Genomic DNA, 16,611 nt, shown 5'->3' on the forward strand with positions numbered 1-16,611 from the left:
TAGGCTTAACGATAAACCGACATTTCGATCTCCATTCCCAAATCGGCTGCTACCCTCAATAATTCATTGGGAAGTCGCATTGTTTGCGTAAACTCATTATTATTGTCGTCAACACCAAAGTCCAGGGTTGCATGCTGAATTTTTTTTGTTGCCGAAATAAGTTCCAACTTTGATTTATTATTCTTTAGGAAGTCTATCGTGTCTTTAATTTATTTCTCCAGGTTGTCAAAATCTGCATCACTAGCTACAATCGAAATTAAAGAATAAGGGAGTTTCTCTTCGGGCTTAAAAGAAAATCTTGGTTGTCCTTTATTGCTCCTATCCATTTCTATCTATATATAATGAGCTATCTTTTCTTAAGATCACCTTAAAATACTATAGCCCGATTCAGGCTATATTCAATTTAGTTGTGATAATTCAAAAAGACTACAGATACGTTAAAAAGAATTCTTAATTTGATGAATTTGTAAAGTCAAATATTAGATGTTTTAGTGTTCCTATTTCTGTATGTTCAGATTCGTAATAAATTTTGTGAAACTTACTGATCTTGAGATTTAAGGTTTCGGTATTCCTTTTGTCTTTTTCTAACAGGGTATTAATTCCATTCACTGTTTCATTTGAGCAACCTTCAAGTAGATAACCCACCATACAACCTAACGGATATTTTTGTGAAACAAACCTATCCATTCCATCGTTTATGTAAGCTCTCTTTAAACCGGAGTCTTTTTCCTTTAACCTCTTTGCTTCCATAAAACACTCAAATCTTTGTCTTTTCCAATGTTTTGTGTAGATGAAATCAATCCTTGGTAGTTTATCAGCAAATCCTTTTGTCAAATTATCTACTTGGATAAACAACTTATTCTCTGTTTTACAAGTTATTCCCTTATCTAATGATAGTCGACCCTCATTGACATAATTTCCCAATAGTTCGGAAAAATCATTCTCTAACCAATTCAACTCATACTTCTTTTCTTTAAATGCTACTGCATAAGCATTAGAAATCAACTCAATACAATTAAGTTCAAAAGATTTTCTAAAAGCATTAATAATATTCGAATTCAATGCCATCGTTAATTCTCATTTAGAATTTCAAGAATCAACTCGGATGCATCTTCTATTGCCATAGACTGCGACCAAAACCTGCGTTGGTTCGGGCGAATAATATAAATATCATTCTCTTTTTTGTAATTCAGTTTTTTTCTAAAATAGATATTGCTTGCATTTTCTTCCCAAAGGTACTTATCCATTTTTTTTAACTCTTCATCAACAAAGTCCTCAGAGATCACAACTGTATTTTGTTCTATGGCAAAGGAAAGTTTAATCATCATTAGTGGAGAGAATCTATTGATGCAGTAAACTGTCGCATTTGTAAATAAGTCCTGACCATCAAGAAAATTATTGAGTTCATCACTAATTAATTTTCCGTATTCAATTGTTTGTTCTAGTAATACAGGATAAAGAGCTTTTGATTTTTCTTGTTTAAGAAACAGATCAACTGAAAATTCGACAAAATCTTTTATTAATTGTTTTTCACCAGATTTAATATTATAAAGATTAAATACCTTTTCGTTGATTTCCTTTTCAATACTATTAAAATCGATGTATGAAAGAGCATTTTTTATTTTTACTTCTATTGCATCATGAAGTTTAACTAAATCTTTGAAAAGCTCAATATCATTCGTGATTGGAAATTCATATATTTCATTTGGCTTAATTCTTTCCCTTTCAACTCCCCACGAATTTGATATCAGCAATAAAAAATAAGTAGCTAATTCTGAGTTTAAAATACTAGATAAAAATTTTAATATTTCTTTATTACCAGTTTTAAACCCTAAAACAGTACTATTATATGCTACAGCACTATCAATATAGCTAAAACAAAGTTGATTATTTTTTAAACCTTCTTTTGTTAGTAACATTGGGCCACTAAAAAGATTTTTTCCTGTTATTCTTCTAAAAACATTAATTGGCGGCAAATCGTAAACTTTATCTACAGAATAATATTCTAAATATGACTCTATAGTTTCTTTATTTTTCAATAAAGCATTGATGGTTGAAAAGTTGCTTTTATTGGTATAATAACGTTCGATTTTTTCTGGCCTAATAAAAGAAAGTTTAGATATTTCATTATCAACAATCGGTTTTTCCGTCGAATTGTTTAAAGGTTGTAATCCGACACTATAATCTATTTTATTTTCTCTTAAATAAGCACCGACATTCTTTTCTGTTTCTAATAATTTTAGTACCAACTGCCAATCTTTTATGCCGCCCCACATTGCAACCTTCCAAATTTTAGTATCTGGTTTTTGACATTCTTCTAGTGGCAAGTATTTTAAATCTGTAAAGTCGATATTTAAACCTTCGACTATATTAGATTTAATATAGGTTTTGGGAGCGTAGTATGCGATTTTATCAGAAAGATTTTGGGGAATTCCTTTTCTATAAAAGACAATGCTTATCGGTCCTGTTGCATCACCAAATAGTTGTCCGCCAAAATTTTGTTTTGCATTTCGAAGTACAGAAAAATTATATACTTTCTCAACACAGCACTCATTGAATAACCATTTTCTGAAGTTTTGATAGGTCCCACTTGTATTGGTCAGAACTTTAGTATTAAATATTAGAACTATTTCACCATTGGGCGCAAACATTGTTGCTTTATGGAGGAATGGTAAAACCATTTCTTTACCAAAACCGTATTTGCTGCAATAATTTCGAATCGACTCTGATAAGTCAGTTGTGCCAAATGGGGGATTTCCGACTACCAAATCAAATTCAATATTCTCAATCTCCTTATTTTCTAGAATTGTGTCTCTACAAAACAAATTTTTGCCTTCAGCTGATAATGACTTATCATTAGGATTATTAATAAGGTTCGGCAATCGATGATTTTTATTTTGCCAAATAGTTTTAGGACTCAGATTATCTAGCAGAGCCAAATACAAGCTAAATGCCGCAACCTTTATGGCTTGTGGATGTAGTTCAATTCCAAAAATATTATCGGTCAGTAATTTTTTTAGTTTAACAAAATCGGTAAGTTTTTCTTTGTGTTGATTTTCATAGCGTTTTACTAAGCGTTTAAAACTTTCCACCAAAAAAATTCCGGAGCCACATGACGGATCTAAAATTTTTATGCTATAGTTTTTTTCATCTTTACCAGTAGGTAGTTTCTCATTAAGAATAAACTCAACTAATGAAGGAGGGGTGTAATATGTTCCTGTTCTTTTCTTTAATTCAGGATCGGTTTTGAATAGGAAATTTTCATAAATCTCACTCAGCAACTCAATCTGTATAATACTGAAATCAAATAATCTCCAATCATCAAACAGTTTTATTTGAGGGATATTATCATTTCCACTAATGAAGCATTTTTTAATAAGCTGAAGTTGTTCAACAGATATTTTTTCATCCTCTCCTACTGTAAAAACATTACCATTAAAATGCCCTTCTAATACTTCAAATAATTTTTTAGTAGCATTTACGTCGTCCAAAATTTCAAAATAAGATTTTGTTCCATTTTTTATTTTGGAGTATAAGTTCTCATCCGTAGCTCCTCTGTCTTCAAGATATAACAAGAATAAAGATCTAAGGATTAGCTTATGAATTAAGTTTACCGCAAGCCCCTGTTGTTCAAGAAGTTGCGCTGTATTTATCAGACTTGCTACGAGATATTTATCAACTCTGCGCTGTAGGTTAATTCTATCTCTGATAAACTGAGCTTCTTCCAAAGTCCAAATAATTCCCGTATCAATGGCAATTCTTGAGAATAATCTATTAAGTTCTTCAAGCTGTTTATTGTCAGAAAACTTGTATACTTTTATTTCGATATTTTGTAGCTCTTTTTCATAATTGAAATCATTTTGAGTTACGATAAGCGGTTTTTCAGAACAGTTATATATTCGAATCTCCGTTTCAGAATAAACATAAAAAAAGAGTACCTTTTTGTAATTCCATATTTTCTTTTGAGCGTCTGCAATCTTTTCTAAAGTTTTTGAATCAAAAGATTCTACTTTTTTAAGAAACACTGCAGGAAAACTATTCTCATTTTCATCCGTATTAAAATATACAGCATCAACCCCAAATTCGCCAACCTGGTTTAAAACGATAGACTTACTTTCGGTTAGATTTTTATCAACCGAACTTATTGAAGTGGCTCTATCCAAGCCAATTAAATCTATTACATCTTGTCCCGTCATTCTTTGATTACGAATGCTAATTTTTTTCGTAAAATACAAATTTATCGGTTTGAAAAACTAATTATTTTCAGAAATTTTGAGCCAAAAAAGTTCTTTACTTTTATTAAAACGAAGAAGCAATTGAGTTTAATCACACTATTAACCGATCAGAAATTCCCGAATCATTTTTGGGAATGTTATCGAATAATTAAATTCCTTAGTATTGAGCCACGTACCTACCCTTAGATTGTATGATTAATCCATTGCGTTTAAAAAGGAATTTGGCATTTCCTTGTGATTTGCGGGCTTTGGACCAGAGTAAATAAACAAAAATCAAAATCCTTCACAAATATTGCCCTTATTTCATCCCTATCACGAAAAAGCTGTCGTTTTACATTGAAAACAGACAATGTTAGTGGTTCTTACAGGAATTGAATGTGTACATCGAGAATCGTCCCTACAGGAATCGAACCTGTACATCGAGAACCGTCCCGGCTAAGCACGGGATCAAATTCTATACATTAAACTAAAAAAGCACCAACCATTTTCTGATTGATGCTTTGTAGCCCGGACGAGAATCGAACTCATATCTAAAGTTTAGGAAACTTCTATTCTATCCATTGAACTACCGGGCCATTTATTACTGCTGTAGTATATCTAAAGTTTAGTCCCGGCTCAGCCGGGGTATCCATAACTACCAATTGTGGTAGTATTAAGTGGTCCCTACAGGAATCGAACCTGTACCATGAGAACCGGAATCTCACATTCTATCCATTAAACTAAGGGACCATTATTAATCCTTTGACCTCATGAACCGCCTCGGCTCAGCCGGGATACCCATTGAACTACCGGGCCATATCCTCAAAAAAGAATATATCTTTATTTCAGCGGCAAAACTAATGTTTTGAACCCGTATCTGAAAACTTTCAGTTAATATGATTACCTGATTTCGCTACCATTTTTTACGGCTGCGGTTGGGGCGGCAAAACAGAGTTTACCGTCAGCATCTTCTGCCATCAGGATCATTCCCTGAGATTCAATGCCTTTGATCTCTCTTGGTGCCAGGTTTACCAAAATACTCACTTGCTGACCAATGATGTTTTCAGGCTCGAAATATTCTGCAATACCCGAAACAACAGTACGCTGATCGATTCCTGTGTCGATGGTAAGCTTTAACAATTTCTTGGTTTTTGCCACTTTTTCCGCTGCTAAAATGGTTCCGACACGGATATCCATTTTAGAGAATTCATCAAAGGTGATGTTTTCTTTTGCAGGCGTTACCGTTTTTGAAGCAGCTTCATTGGCTGCTTTCGAAGCTTCCAATTTTTGTAATTGCTGTTCGATCACGCTGTCTTCCACTTTCTCAAATAACAAAGCCGCTTCAGCAATCTGATCACCTTCCGGCAATAAATTAATGTCTCCCGTTTTATCCCATGCAGTTTCAGCAAGGTTTAACATATCTGCTAACTTTTTAGCGCTAAATGGAATAAATGGCTCTGCTAAAACAGAAAGGTTGGCAGCAATCTGTAAACCAATGTTCATAATGGTTTTTACTCGTTCCTCATCGGTCTTAATCAATTTCCATGGCTCGGTATCAGCCAGGTATTTATTTCCTAAACGTGCAAGGTTCATGAACTCTTGCATTGCTTCACGGAAACGATAAGCTTCAATTGAGGCTCCGATCTTAGCCGGATAGCTTTTCAACTCTTCAATAACTTCTTTATCAAAGTCGGTTAATGTGCCTAAAGCAGGAACAACACCTTCGTAATATTTGTGCGTTAATACCGCAACGCGGTTAATGAAGTTTCCGAAGATGGCTACCAGCTCATTGTTATTACGAGCCTGGTAATCTTTCCAGGTAAAATCGTTGTCTTTTGTTTCAGGAAAGGTTGAGCATAAAACGTAACGCAATACGTCTTGCTTATCTTTAAAGTCAACCAGGTAATCATTCAGCCAAACTGCCCAGTTACGAGAGGTTGAGATCTTATTGTTCTCCAGGTTCAGGAACTCATTAGCCGGAACATCATCCGCTAATGTATAAGTACCATCAGCCATTAACATCGCAGGGAAAATCAGGCAGTGGAATACGATATTATCCTTACCGATAAAGTGCACCAGTTTGGTATCTTCCGATTTCCAGTGTTCTTCCCAATTCGCTGCACCTGACTGCGGCTCACGAACATTCAGGTAATATTCTTCTTTCTTAGCAGCAGGATAACCGGCTTCTTTCGATTTGAATAATTCTTTAGTTGCAGAGATATAACCGATAGGAGCATCAAACCAAACGTAAAGCACTTTTCCTTCGGCTCCTTCAACCGGAACAGGTACTCCCCACTCCAAGTCGCGGGTTACGGCACGAGGCTGTAATCCTTGTGATAACCACGATTTACACTGTCCGAATACGTTGGTTTTCCAGTTTTGATGGTCTTCCAAAATGTATTTTTCCAGCTTAGGCTGATATTTGTCCAATGGTAAATACCAGTGTTTAGTTGATTTTAATACAGGAGGCTCACCACTTAAGGTTGATTTAGGATTGATGAGTTCTGTTGCATTTAATGTTGATCCACAGCTTTCACACTGATCTCCATAAGCTTTATCGTAACCACATTCCGGACAAGTTCCGGTGATGTAACGATCGGCTAAGAATTGATGTGCTTTTTCATCAAAATACTGTTCACTCTCTTCCACAATAAATTCGCCTTTATCATATAATTTCTTAAAGAAATCAGCTGATGTTTCATGGTGAGTTTGTGAAGATGTACGGTGATAAATATCGAATGAAATACCAAAATCACGGAATGAATCGCCAATGATTTTATGATACTTATCTACTACTTGTTGAGGGGTTACGCCTTCAGCCTTTGCTTTAATGGTAATAGGCACTCCATGCTCGTCTGACCCACAAATAAACACTACTTCCCTACCTTTTGAACGCAGGTAACGAACAAAAATATCAGCAGGTAAGTAAGCTCCTGCTAAGTGACCAATATGAACCGGACCATTAGTATATGGCAACGCTGAGGTAACAGTATATCTTTTGAATTGCTTCATTCTTTAGATTTGAAATATGGGGTTTTGGATTTGAGAATCACAAAAACTCGGCAAAGATAAGGTTTTCGTTGTAATGATTCCGGGTTACGTGTTACGAGTTTTATTATTCATGACTTGAAATCTGAAGTTTATTTATTTTACCATTTCTCAAATGCAATTCGCAACCCGAAACCTCTAATTTCCTAATCAATTCTTTACTTTGCGTTATGAACAAAATTCCGCCTTATTTACAAGCTGGTGATACGATTGGTATCTTGTGCACAGCTCGTTATGTAGATATTGAACAACTTCAGCCTGCTATTAAGTTATTTGAAAGCTGGGGATTAAAAGTAAAACTTGGTAGCACGATAGGTGTTGAGTGGAATATTTTCGGTGGAGATGACACCTTAAGGGCACAAAACCTGACTGACTTTTTCAATGATCCTGACGTGAAGGCCATTGTTTGCGCAAGAGGCGGCTACGGAACGGTTCGTATGATTGATTCGGTTGATTTCTCCGGATTGCTTGCTAACCCGAAATGGTTGGTGGGTTTTAGTGATGTCACCATTTTGCATTCGCATATTAACAGCATGTACGAAATCCCAACCTTACATGCTTCAATGCCGGTTATTATCGACAATAAAACTCCTGAAGCTATCGATTCGTTGAAGAAGGCATTGTTTGGAGATGAATTGGCTTATACGTTCAATAACAGTTCTCCTTATAATCGTTATGGTGAAATTGAAGGTGAAATTGTTGGGGGTAATTTATCGTTAATTCATACGATTCAGAATACCGTTTCAGAATTATACATGTACGACAAAATTTTGTTCATTGAAGAGGTAGGCGAATGGATGTATAACCTCGACCGGATGATGTGGAACCTGAAGCGTTCGGGCAAACTGCAGAACATCCGCGGACTAATTGTGGGTAGTTTTACCGAACTGCAGGATAATGAGATTCCGTTTGGGTTGAGTTATGAAGAGATTATCTGGGAGAAAGTGAAGGATTATGATTTCCCTGTTTGCTTTAATTTTCCGGCAGGACATATTGCCGATAATCGCGCCATTAAGCTAGGGCATAAAGCCACTTTACGAATTGGCGATACTATTAGTTTCTGGCAGGAGTAAAGAATTCACTCAAAGTCGCAAAGAAATAAACTTAGCGTCTTTGCGACTTTGTGTGAATTTATCTAATCATCATAATTAGTGATCATCTTCTGCATAGCGTGTTCTTCCATAACCTGATAATGTGTACACAGTACCTACCGGATCATCATCAGAGAAAGAGATTTTGAAATAAATAGAATCCGTTACTGATTTGGAAACCGGACCTTTTGCTCCTTCCTTGATTACTTTACCTTCGGTAATGGTAAATTTACTATCATAGTACACATTCTGAATATCACTTCCAGAAAACGAAAGACTGTTTTGATCAGTGTTTATTTTTCCTTTTACTTCCCAGAAAGTTCCTTGATCGTCAAACCACATCTCTGAAGCAGAATTAGCAGAGGTATTATAGGTTACAATATGGAAATATACACCTGGCAACTGATCCCATTGCACCCACCATTCTCCAGCCAAATTTTGAGTTGCTGTTCCTCCCGGATCTGGATTATCCCTTTCACAGGAAATCATAGTTGAGGAAACAATGGCCGTAAATGCTACAATCAATACTTTTATATATGTTTTCATATCCAGTCAATTATTGTTTAATGAATGTTCTTAATGCTGTTCCGTATCCCGGATTTAGGATTACCCATTTGTACGTTGCTGGAGGGCCTAGCGAATAAACTTCATCGGACGATGAGGTTGGAGAACCATCGCTTGCTGCCTGCTCAGGAATTTCAATTTCGGTTCCCGTTGAATTCACAACAACAACAGTAAGATTGGTTCCCGGAGCCCCTCCCGGATTAAATACGGTATAAACCCCAGGTGCTATTCTTGTCCAGACAGCTACAGAACCATTCGTATTTCTTGCATAGTTTCCAGAAAAATCATTATTCTCAGCACTGGCATCCACAGTGGCAATAATAACAGTCCTATTAACTGAGGCAGAGAAACCGTCGCTATTAACAGCGGAATAGGTTAATGTATACACTCCCGGGGTAGAACTATCCACTGACCCGGTTACAGTAACTGGAACATCTTGATCACCCGCTTTAGCAGTTGCGCCAGGGTCTACAAAAGTACCACCGTTAACAAACGCCATATAGCGGTCTCCATTTAAAGTAAGGATTGGATACTGAGTGATTTTAGAGGTTCCCACATACCCTTCCGGATATGTTGTATCGTATTTTTTGCATGATAACCCTACCATACAAAGAAATAATATCATGAGTTTTAGATATGTCTTCATAGTTATTATTGTTTAGCCCACCATACATTCGTATAAATCGGAACTTCAGCAGGAGTATTACTATTACGTGTTTGCTCATAATCTGGAAATACCAATCGTTTTGGAAAACGTCCTTGAGTAAATCCGTTTTTCGCATAAACCCATTGCCCCTGGCGGTCTTCACCAAGATACCTTGGATCTGTTGAATAAACCGGACTTATTCTAGGATATCCCGTTCTACTTTGCTCAAAGAATGCTTCCAACGCATGCGAACCTGGAAATGCTGCCCATTTTTGAACAATAATTGCTTCTAGTTTTTGCTCAAACGTTCCTGTCGGATAAGCATAGTCACCTGTCAAAAGAGTTCCCGGAGTTAAACCAAGTTCAGCGAATGCCTCTGTAACACCTGTATCATACTTATCTTTAGCACCTGCGCCACCAAAATATCTTTCAAGAGCCTCAGCCTGCATAAGATTTGACTCGGCAGCTGAAATAAACCACACCGGATCTGTAGCATGCTGAACAAAAACGCTGGCATTACCATATGTTGGTTGCTCCTGAACAGTTGCATTAAAGTCGCCCTGATGAATGCCAATTGGATTGGCATTTCCGAAATAAGATACTGCTCTAGGGTCTTTATGAAGTGTTAACCAACTTACAAAGGTTATACTGGCTCTGATGTTTGTGGTAGTATTCAACCTTCTGATATTAAACTCGTAAAATGGATTACTCTTATTCGGAATGTCTTCAAAAGCAGTTACCCCGGCCCCCTCAGAAAGAAAACTGGCATCTGCCTGATACAATGCTCTGATACCTGCTTCAGCTTCCGCTGGTTTAGCGTTTACCATTCGCAAATACATTTTCAATTTTAATGTATTGGCAAATTGTTCCCATTTATCCATATCTCCACCAAATACAAAATCAGACTTTTGTTGAGCTGCATCTAACGGTTGACTTTTAAAGTCTTTCGACAGTGCATCGTCAATTTGGGCTAATGATGCTACATAAATACTATAGCCATCATCAAATTTAGGCTGAAGATTCCCTGCGCCTTGAAATGCTTGGGAATAAGGAACCTGATCATATAAATCGGCCACAACCTGGAATGTATAGGCTTTCATTACCACCGACATCAGGTAATAACGCCAATCACTTCTTTCTAGTGATTTCTGAATTGACAACTGATAATCGGCCAAAGCTCCTGCCATTAACTCTTCGTAAGGAAGGTTTACTTCTTCGTTTATACGGGTGAGGTTATAGGAGTCGATTTCTTTATACTGATTAGAAAAAGAAGACTGCGCCCAATACTGTGACCAAATACCCCCTACAATTGTTAATTGCCCCCCTATCATACCTGCACTTGACATAACAGCAGCCGGAAATAACACTTCTGGGGTTGCTTGCTCAATTGGAGGGTTATTAGGATCCTCGTTTATATCAAGCAAGCTATCGCAACTCACCAAAAACAGGGTGGCTGTTGCTAGAAAAATATGCTTATAATTGAATGAAATTTTCATGATACTTTTGATTAAGATTTAGAACGACACTCTTAAGGATGCACCAAATGAACGGGTTGAAGGGCCTGTTCTGAATTCACCAAACTCACTGGTTAAATCATTACCGAAGTTGGATACTTCAGGGTCAATAGTCCTGTTTTCAGATGGAAGCCACATCCAAAGATTACGTCCAAATAACGAAATAGAAGCACTTGAAGCTTTTACCGAGCTAACCCAATTTTTAGGCAACAGATAAGTAAGCGTTACTTCTCTCAGTTTAATAAAGGACTTATCAAAAATCCGGTTATAATAAGAAAGGGCCTTATTACTAGTGTGATAGTAATAATCATCCACAGTATTTTCAGTAATAGGAGTTGTATTTTCTACATAGCTGAATGTACCGTCGCCGTTATCGATCTCGTTAACTGAATTTGGAATAATAAATGGCTTACGATCATTGTAAGTGGTATTATTCGCATTACCTGTAAAGTTTAGCAAGTCGGCAGTGCCTGAGTAGAATACTCCACCCTTGCGCCAATCAAATACGAAACCTAGAGTAAAGCCTTTATAAGAGAAACTATTCGTTAAGCCCATTGTGAAATCACGTTGGCTGGTTCCGAATTCTGCATCATCTGGATTAGGAACTGCGTACCCATTGTCAGGGTTAACGATAATTCTTCCATCAGGAGATAATTTTGGAACCGGAGCGGTAAGTACTCCAAGGGGCTTACCCACCATAGCTAAAAACTTAGCGTCATAAGCGTCATTTAGTTGAATCTGAGTTAAACCCTCAGGCAATTCCAATACAATGTTCTTGTTCTGCGCAAAGGTGTAACCTATGTCCCAGTTAAATGCGGCTGTCTTTACCGGAGTTGCATTAACCGCTAACTCAATACCGCGATTTCTAAGCTTACCAAAATTGACAATTCTCAGTTTGTATCCAGAAGATGGAGCTGCGTCGATTGGCAAAATCTGATCCTTACTTACTTTATTATAATAAGTAAAATCAAATCCTAATCTGTTATTCAGAAACTTCATTTCAGCGCCTAATTCTGTTTCGGTACTGATCTCAGGTTTCAATTGTGGATTTCTCAATGTATTATCAATACTGAAACCAGAAACACCAGCTACAGGGAATGTAATGGTTGTTCCTGTTCCGCGTACAGGTACGTTTGCCGCACGCAAAATATTATATACATAATAAGGAGTGGCGTCATTACCTGTTTGACCCCAACTTGCCCTGATTTTCAAAAAGCTAATTTGAGCTTTAGTTAAGTCAGTCATATCTGATATAACAAGGGATCCACTTACACTTGGGTAGAAGAAGCTATTGTTGCCTTTAGGAAGCGTTGAACTCCAGTCATTACGAGCATTTAATGTTACGAATGCATAATTCTTATAGGCAATTGTTGCCGAAGCATACAAACCAATTAGTCGTCTATGGCTTTCACGTTCAGTACTTACCGGCTGATTCAATGAATTGGATATATCATAAAATCCAGGAATAGTAAGGTCTTCCACGGAAGTATAAAGCGTTCTGTATCCTCTGTCATTATAATTCAAACCAACTAAGCCGTTAATACCGAAATCGGCATTGATAGTTCTTTCAAAGTTGGCATGCAATTTTGAATCATATTCGAAATATTTCTCAGAACCTTCCACCACGTTTCCTACGTCCGCCTGTCGTTGAGCACCTTCAACATTGGCTCCATCATTCCAGCTACCTGGAGAAGGAGCATTTTTAGCATGCCAAATCTTATTAGTTGAGTTGGAAATATCAGCTCCCTGCTGCAGCATAAAACTTAGCCAGTTGGTAGCTTGCAGTTTAAGTTCAACATTACCGTAAATACGGTTAGTTTTGAAATTAGAGCTATTTTCTGCTAATGGATAATATGGATTCTCTGCAAATGGAGTAAAATAATTATCTACATTAAAGTAGGTGTTTTGGTAATCCTGTAATTGTTCAATGGGAATATCAACAGGAATTTGCAACACATCTTCATAAAAGTTAGCCGCAATACCCGATTGAGCTTGTCCTACCTCAACAAATTTTTGGTTTTTACCCACATAATTAAAAGTAGCGCTTGCTGTAAAGTTTTTAACCTTTGTTGAACCATTCAGGGAAATGTTATTTCTATTGTAAGAGTCATTATCACCTGGCATCATACCATTACTGGCAACGTTTCCGTATGACAGGTAAAAATTAGAATTCTCATTTCCACCGGTTAGTGAAATAGTATTATTAAACTCTCCTCCTGTGTCGAATGCATTTCTAAAATTATCTTCAACAAAAGAAAATGGCTTTATTAATTGGGTATTATTCACGATAGCTCCCCAAGGACGAGTGACTCCATCCATTTTAGGTCCCCAACTACCATTTTCTGAGAGAATAAACGTTCCATCCCAACCTTGTCCGAATTTTTCTTGAACAGCTGGCACATAAGATACTTGGGTGAAAGAGGCTGCTGATGTAAAATCAACTTTGAATCCACCTGCCTTTCCTTTTTTAGTGGTGATTACCACAACACCATTAGCACCCCTTGAACCATACAGCGATGACGCAGCAGTGCCCTTTAGAATGTTTACACTTTCGATATCATTTGGATTGATATCGTTCATGGCATTACCAAAGTCATAATTCTCCGTTAAAGTGGTGGAGGTTCCTCCGGCGCGACTATTGTTTACCGGTACTCCATCAATAACAAATAATGGCTGGTTACTACCATTAATAGAAGAGAATCCTCGCAAAATCACTTTACTTGAACCACCGGGAGCACCTGTAGTTGACGAGATATCAACCCCGGCAACTTTGCCTTGTAAGCCCCCCATAATATTGACTGGAGAAGCCCGGTTAATTTCTTCAGATGCTACCTTAGTAGCAGAGTAACCTAATGATTTCTTTTCACGACCAACACCAAGGGCTGTTACCACAACCTCACCCAGCTGACGGGTATCTTGATCCAATGCAATGTTATACACACTGCCTGTACCTAAAGTAACCTCCCTGGTAACATAACCAATGTACTGAAAGATGATTGTTTTGGCGTCAGTAGGAGCAGAAAGAGAATACTTTCCGTCAGAGTTAGTTTGAGTACCCAGGGCCGTGCCTTTAATCTGAATGGTGACCCCCGGAATGGGCTGACCGTCGATTTTGTCCGTAACCGTACCAGTAATGGTGCGGTTTTGCGCCATGCTAACAAAAGCATACATTACTAGCCAGGCGACTAATAGTAAATTTTTCTTCATGAGAGCGAAGTTTAGTTGATTGAATTACACCAATTTAACAAAAAAAATTGGTTTATAAATGCAAATAATCGCTCCAAAAAAAGATGAAAAACAATTAAAATTGAGCTTTGGGATGAAAAAAAAGAAGGAAAGGAATGAGATAGGTAGGTTTGTTACAAAAAGAAGTAGATTTGTAACTTTTTTAAAACAAATTGTAAATAAAAACGCCGTTCTTAATTAAGAACGGCGTTGTAATTAGTAAATACTAATAATGTGGTTCATCTTCACCAAACCCAGTACGTTGATGCCCTGACAAAATAAATGTCTTGCCTGGAGTATCTGAGTATTGAACTTCAATGTAGATACTATCAACCGGATTTCCTGAAAGTGATTTACCTTGACCTTTTAAAATTTTAGAATTCAAAATAGTAACCTTAGGAGCCACCGTTCCGCTAGCTACATTTTTGCCTTGTGCAATAGAAAAAGTTAAAGCATTGGCATCAGCAATAGATTTAACTTTTATCGCTTTAGTTCCAAATCTTACAGGGAAAGTGTTTTTATCAGCATCTTGATATGTTAAGTTTACTGATTGTACCCATAAAGAATCACCTTTATTAACATCATTAAAAGTTAATAATTTAGCGTATGGCCTAACACCTGTAAGTGCACTAGTTCCACCATCTTTTAATGTAACAAACCACTCGCCGGCTAATTTGCCGGCTGGAGCTACGTATTCAAATTCGTCGCTCTCAGTTTTATCACATGATGTTATTGCGACAACTGAACTTAAAACAAGCACAGCTGATAATATATTTTTAAATTTCATACTTCCTATCCATTAAATTATTTAACATCCCACCATACCTTAGTAGTAAGTGGTACCATTGCAGGAACATTTGGATTGCGTTGACGATCTCTATCAGAGAAAATTAAACGTCTTGGGAAAACACCTCCAGTTATTCCTTCTTTTGGATAAACTAATTGACCTGGAACATAAGCCGCATTGTCAGAATAAACACTACTAGTTACAGGATATCCAGTACGATTTTTCTCAAAATATGCCTCAAGTGCATGTGATCCAACCATAGAAGCCCACTTTTGAGTGATAATAGATTCTAATTTTTGCTCAAAAGTTCCTGCTGCAGGATACGCATATTTACCGCCAGCTGCTACAAAGCTTGTACCGTCTACCGAGTTTTGAGCAAATGCCGCAACTACCGCTTTATCATACATAGATTTTGCTGCAGGAGCGTTTGGAGTAATTCTTTCCAATGCTTCAGCCTGTAAAAAGAAAGATTCAGATGCAGAAATAAAATAAACAGGAGCCAATGGTAAAATATTAGCAACCGACACATTTGTTCTGTCCGCCTGTGTTGTATTAAAATTACCCTGATCTAAAGGGATCCAAGTAGTTGTAGCTGGCTTAGTTGATGGGAACTTATAATAAACCGATAGTCTTGGGTCATTATTTGCCTGCAACCAAGACATCATTGTTTTACTAGCACGTAAGTTCAATGATGTATTCAAACGACGGTTGTTAAACTCAAATAATGGATTTGACTTATCAGGTGAATCCTGAAAGTTCTTCATCGCCGCATCAACTTCTAAGAAGTTTACTTTATCTGTGTACAATTTATTAATACCAGCTAATGCTTCAGCAGGCTTAACATTGATCATACGCAAGTACATTTTTAATTTCAATGTATTTGCAAAACGCTTCCAATTATCAACACTTCCAGACAAAACGATGTCAGGACCTGCCGGAGTTGAGTTTGAAGCTGCTGTAAAATCTTTTTGCAATGCATTATCGATCTCAGCAATTAACCCTGCATACACTTTATCTCCATCATCATAAGCAGGAGTTAAGTTATCTAATCCTTGGAAAGCTTGTGAATAAGGAACTTTGTCATACAAGTCAACCATTACTTGTAATGTATAGGCTTTCATTACTGTTGCAGCCAAGAAATAGAACCAATCTTGCGATGCTTCAGATTTTTTAATGATAAATTGATAATCATTAAGCGCTCCTGCATACATTTCATCAAACTGGTTATTTAAGCTTGACGCTGTAAGGTTGTATGAGTCAATATCTTTAAATTGATTTGAAGTAGCAGCTTGAGTCCAATGCTGACTCCAGATACCACCTAAAATTGCATATTGAGCTCCAATAGTACCGCCTGTAGAAGCTACAGCGGCAGGAAATATTGAAACCGGCTGACCTTCAGAAACCTCTGGATTACTTGGGTCTTTGTTTACGTCCAGGAAGTCCTGGCATGATGTTGTCGACAGCAATAATGCTGTAGATAACAATATAGTTGATTTAAATAAGAATCTTTTTTTCATCATTC

At 37.0% G+C, this 16,611-nt stretch carries 11 protein-coding genes and 2 tRNA genes; 1 reads left to right on the plus strand and 12 read right to left on the minus strand.

Annotation, left to right across the window (positions count from 1 at the left end):
• Positions 1 to 5: 5 nt before the first annotated feature.
• From SOLCA_RS23270 to metG, 6 genes are all read right to left on the minus strand, one after another.
• The gene (locus SOLCA_RS23270; protein WP_157604601.1) at positions 6 to 167 is read right to left on the minus strand and encodes a hypothetical protein; all 162 of its coding nucleotides are present in this window, start codon (positions 165 to 167) and stop codon (positions 6 to 8) included.
• Between the two features lie 283 nt (positions 168 to 450).
• The gene (locus SOLCA_RS18110) at positions 451 to 1,068 is read right to left on the minus strand and encodes a hypothetical protein (RefSeq protein ID WP_014681922.1); all 618 of its coding nucleotides are present in this window, start codon (positions 1,066 to 1,068) and stop codon (positions 451 to 453) included.
• Between the two features lie 2 nt (positions 1,069 to 1,070).
• Positions 1,071 to 4,196 (minus strand): HsdM family class I SAM-dependent methyltransferase, encoded by a 3,126-nt coding sequence (locus SOLCA_RS18115; protein ID WP_014681923.1) that lies wholly within the window; start codon positions 4,194 to 4,196, stop codon positions 1,071 to 1,073.
• A gap of 542 nt (positions 4,197 to 4,738) precedes the next feature.
• Positions 4,739 to 4,810: transfer RNA gene (locus SOLCA_RS18120), tRNA-Arg, on the minus strand.
• Positions 4,811 to 4,892: 82 nt separating this feature from the next.
• Positions 4,893 to 4,964 (minus strand) — tRNA-Arg (locus SOLCA_RS18125).
• A gap of 150 nt (positions 4,965 to 5,114) precedes the next feature.
• On the minus strand, positions 5,115 to 7,226 hold the full coding sequence (metG, locus tag SOLCA_RS18130; RefSeq protein ID WP_014681924.1) for a methionine--tRNA ligase: 2,112 nt from the start codon (positions 7,224 to 7,226) through the stop codon (positions 5,115 to 5,117).
• A 206-nt stretch (positions 7,227 to 7,432) separates the two neighbouring features.
• Here metG and SOLCA_RS18135 point away from each other — a divergent pair, with 206 nt between their 5' ends.
• Positions 7,433 to 8,335: a S66 peptidase family protein gene (locus tag SOLCA_RS18135; protein ID WP_014681925.1), complete on the plus strand. Its 903-nt coding sequence runs from the start codon at positions 7,433 to 7,435 to the stop codon at positions 8,333 to 8,335.
• A 75-nt stretch (positions 8,336 to 8,410) separates the two neighbouring features.
• On the opposite strand, the gene SOLCA_RS18140 is transcribed toward SOLCA_RS18135, so the two are convergent.
• The 6 genes from SOLCA_RS18140 to SOLCA_RS18165 all read right to left on the minus strand — a co-directional run bounded on the left by SOLCA_RS18140 (position 8,411) and on the right by SOLCA_RS18165 (position 16,606).
• Entirely contained in the window at positions 8,411 to 8,899 is a 489-nt protein-coding gene (locus SOLCA_RS18140) for a lipid-binding protein (protein WP_014681926.1), read from the minus strand.
• Positions 8,900 to 8,909: 10 nt separating this feature from the next.
• Positions 8,910 to 9,563, minus strand: a complete 654-nt coding sequence (locus SOLCA_RS18145) for a DUF5011 domain-containing protein (RefSeq protein WP_014681927.1) — start codon at positions 9,561 to 9,563, stop codon at positions 8,910 to 8,912.
• Between the two features lie 5 nt (positions 9,564 to 9,568).
• A complete protein-coding gene (locus tag SOLCA_RS18150) occupies positions 9,569 to 11,059 on the minus strand; it encodes a SusD/RagB family nutrient-binding outer membrane lipoprotein (RefSeq protein ID WP_014681928.1) in 1,491 nt (496 codons plus the stop codon).
• A gap of 18 nt (positions 11,060 to 11,077) precedes the next feature.
• The gene (locus SOLCA_RS18155; RefSeq protein WP_014681929.1) at positions 11,078 to 14,284 is read right to left on the minus strand and encodes a SusC/RagA family TonB-linked outer membrane protein; all 3,207 of its coding nucleotides are present in this window, start codon (positions 14,282 to 14,284) and stop codon (positions 11,078 to 11,080) included.
• Positions 14,285 to 14,528: 244 nt separating this feature from the next.
• The gene (locus SOLCA_RS22520) at positions 14,529 to 15,089 is read right to left on the minus strand and encodes a lipid-binding protein (RefSeq protein WP_014681930.1); all 561 of its coding nucleotides are present in this window, start codon (positions 15,087 to 15,089) and stop codon (positions 14,529 to 14,531) included.
• Between the two features lie 17 nt (positions 15,090 to 15,106).
• Positions 15,107 to 16,606: a SusD/RagB family nutrient-binding outer membrane lipoprotein gene (locus SOLCA_RS18165; RefSeq protein ID WP_014681931.1), complete on the minus strand. Its 1,500-nt coding sequence runs from the start codon at positions 16,604 to 16,606 to the stop codon at positions 15,107 to 15,109.
• Positions 16,607 to 16,611 lie beyond the last annotated feature (5 nt).

It is taken from the genome of Solitalea canadensis DSM 3403, from assembly GCF_000242635.2.
Lineage (GTDB): Bacteria > Bacteroidota > Bacteroidia > Sphingobacteriales > Sphingobacteriaceae > Solitalea > Solitalea canadensis.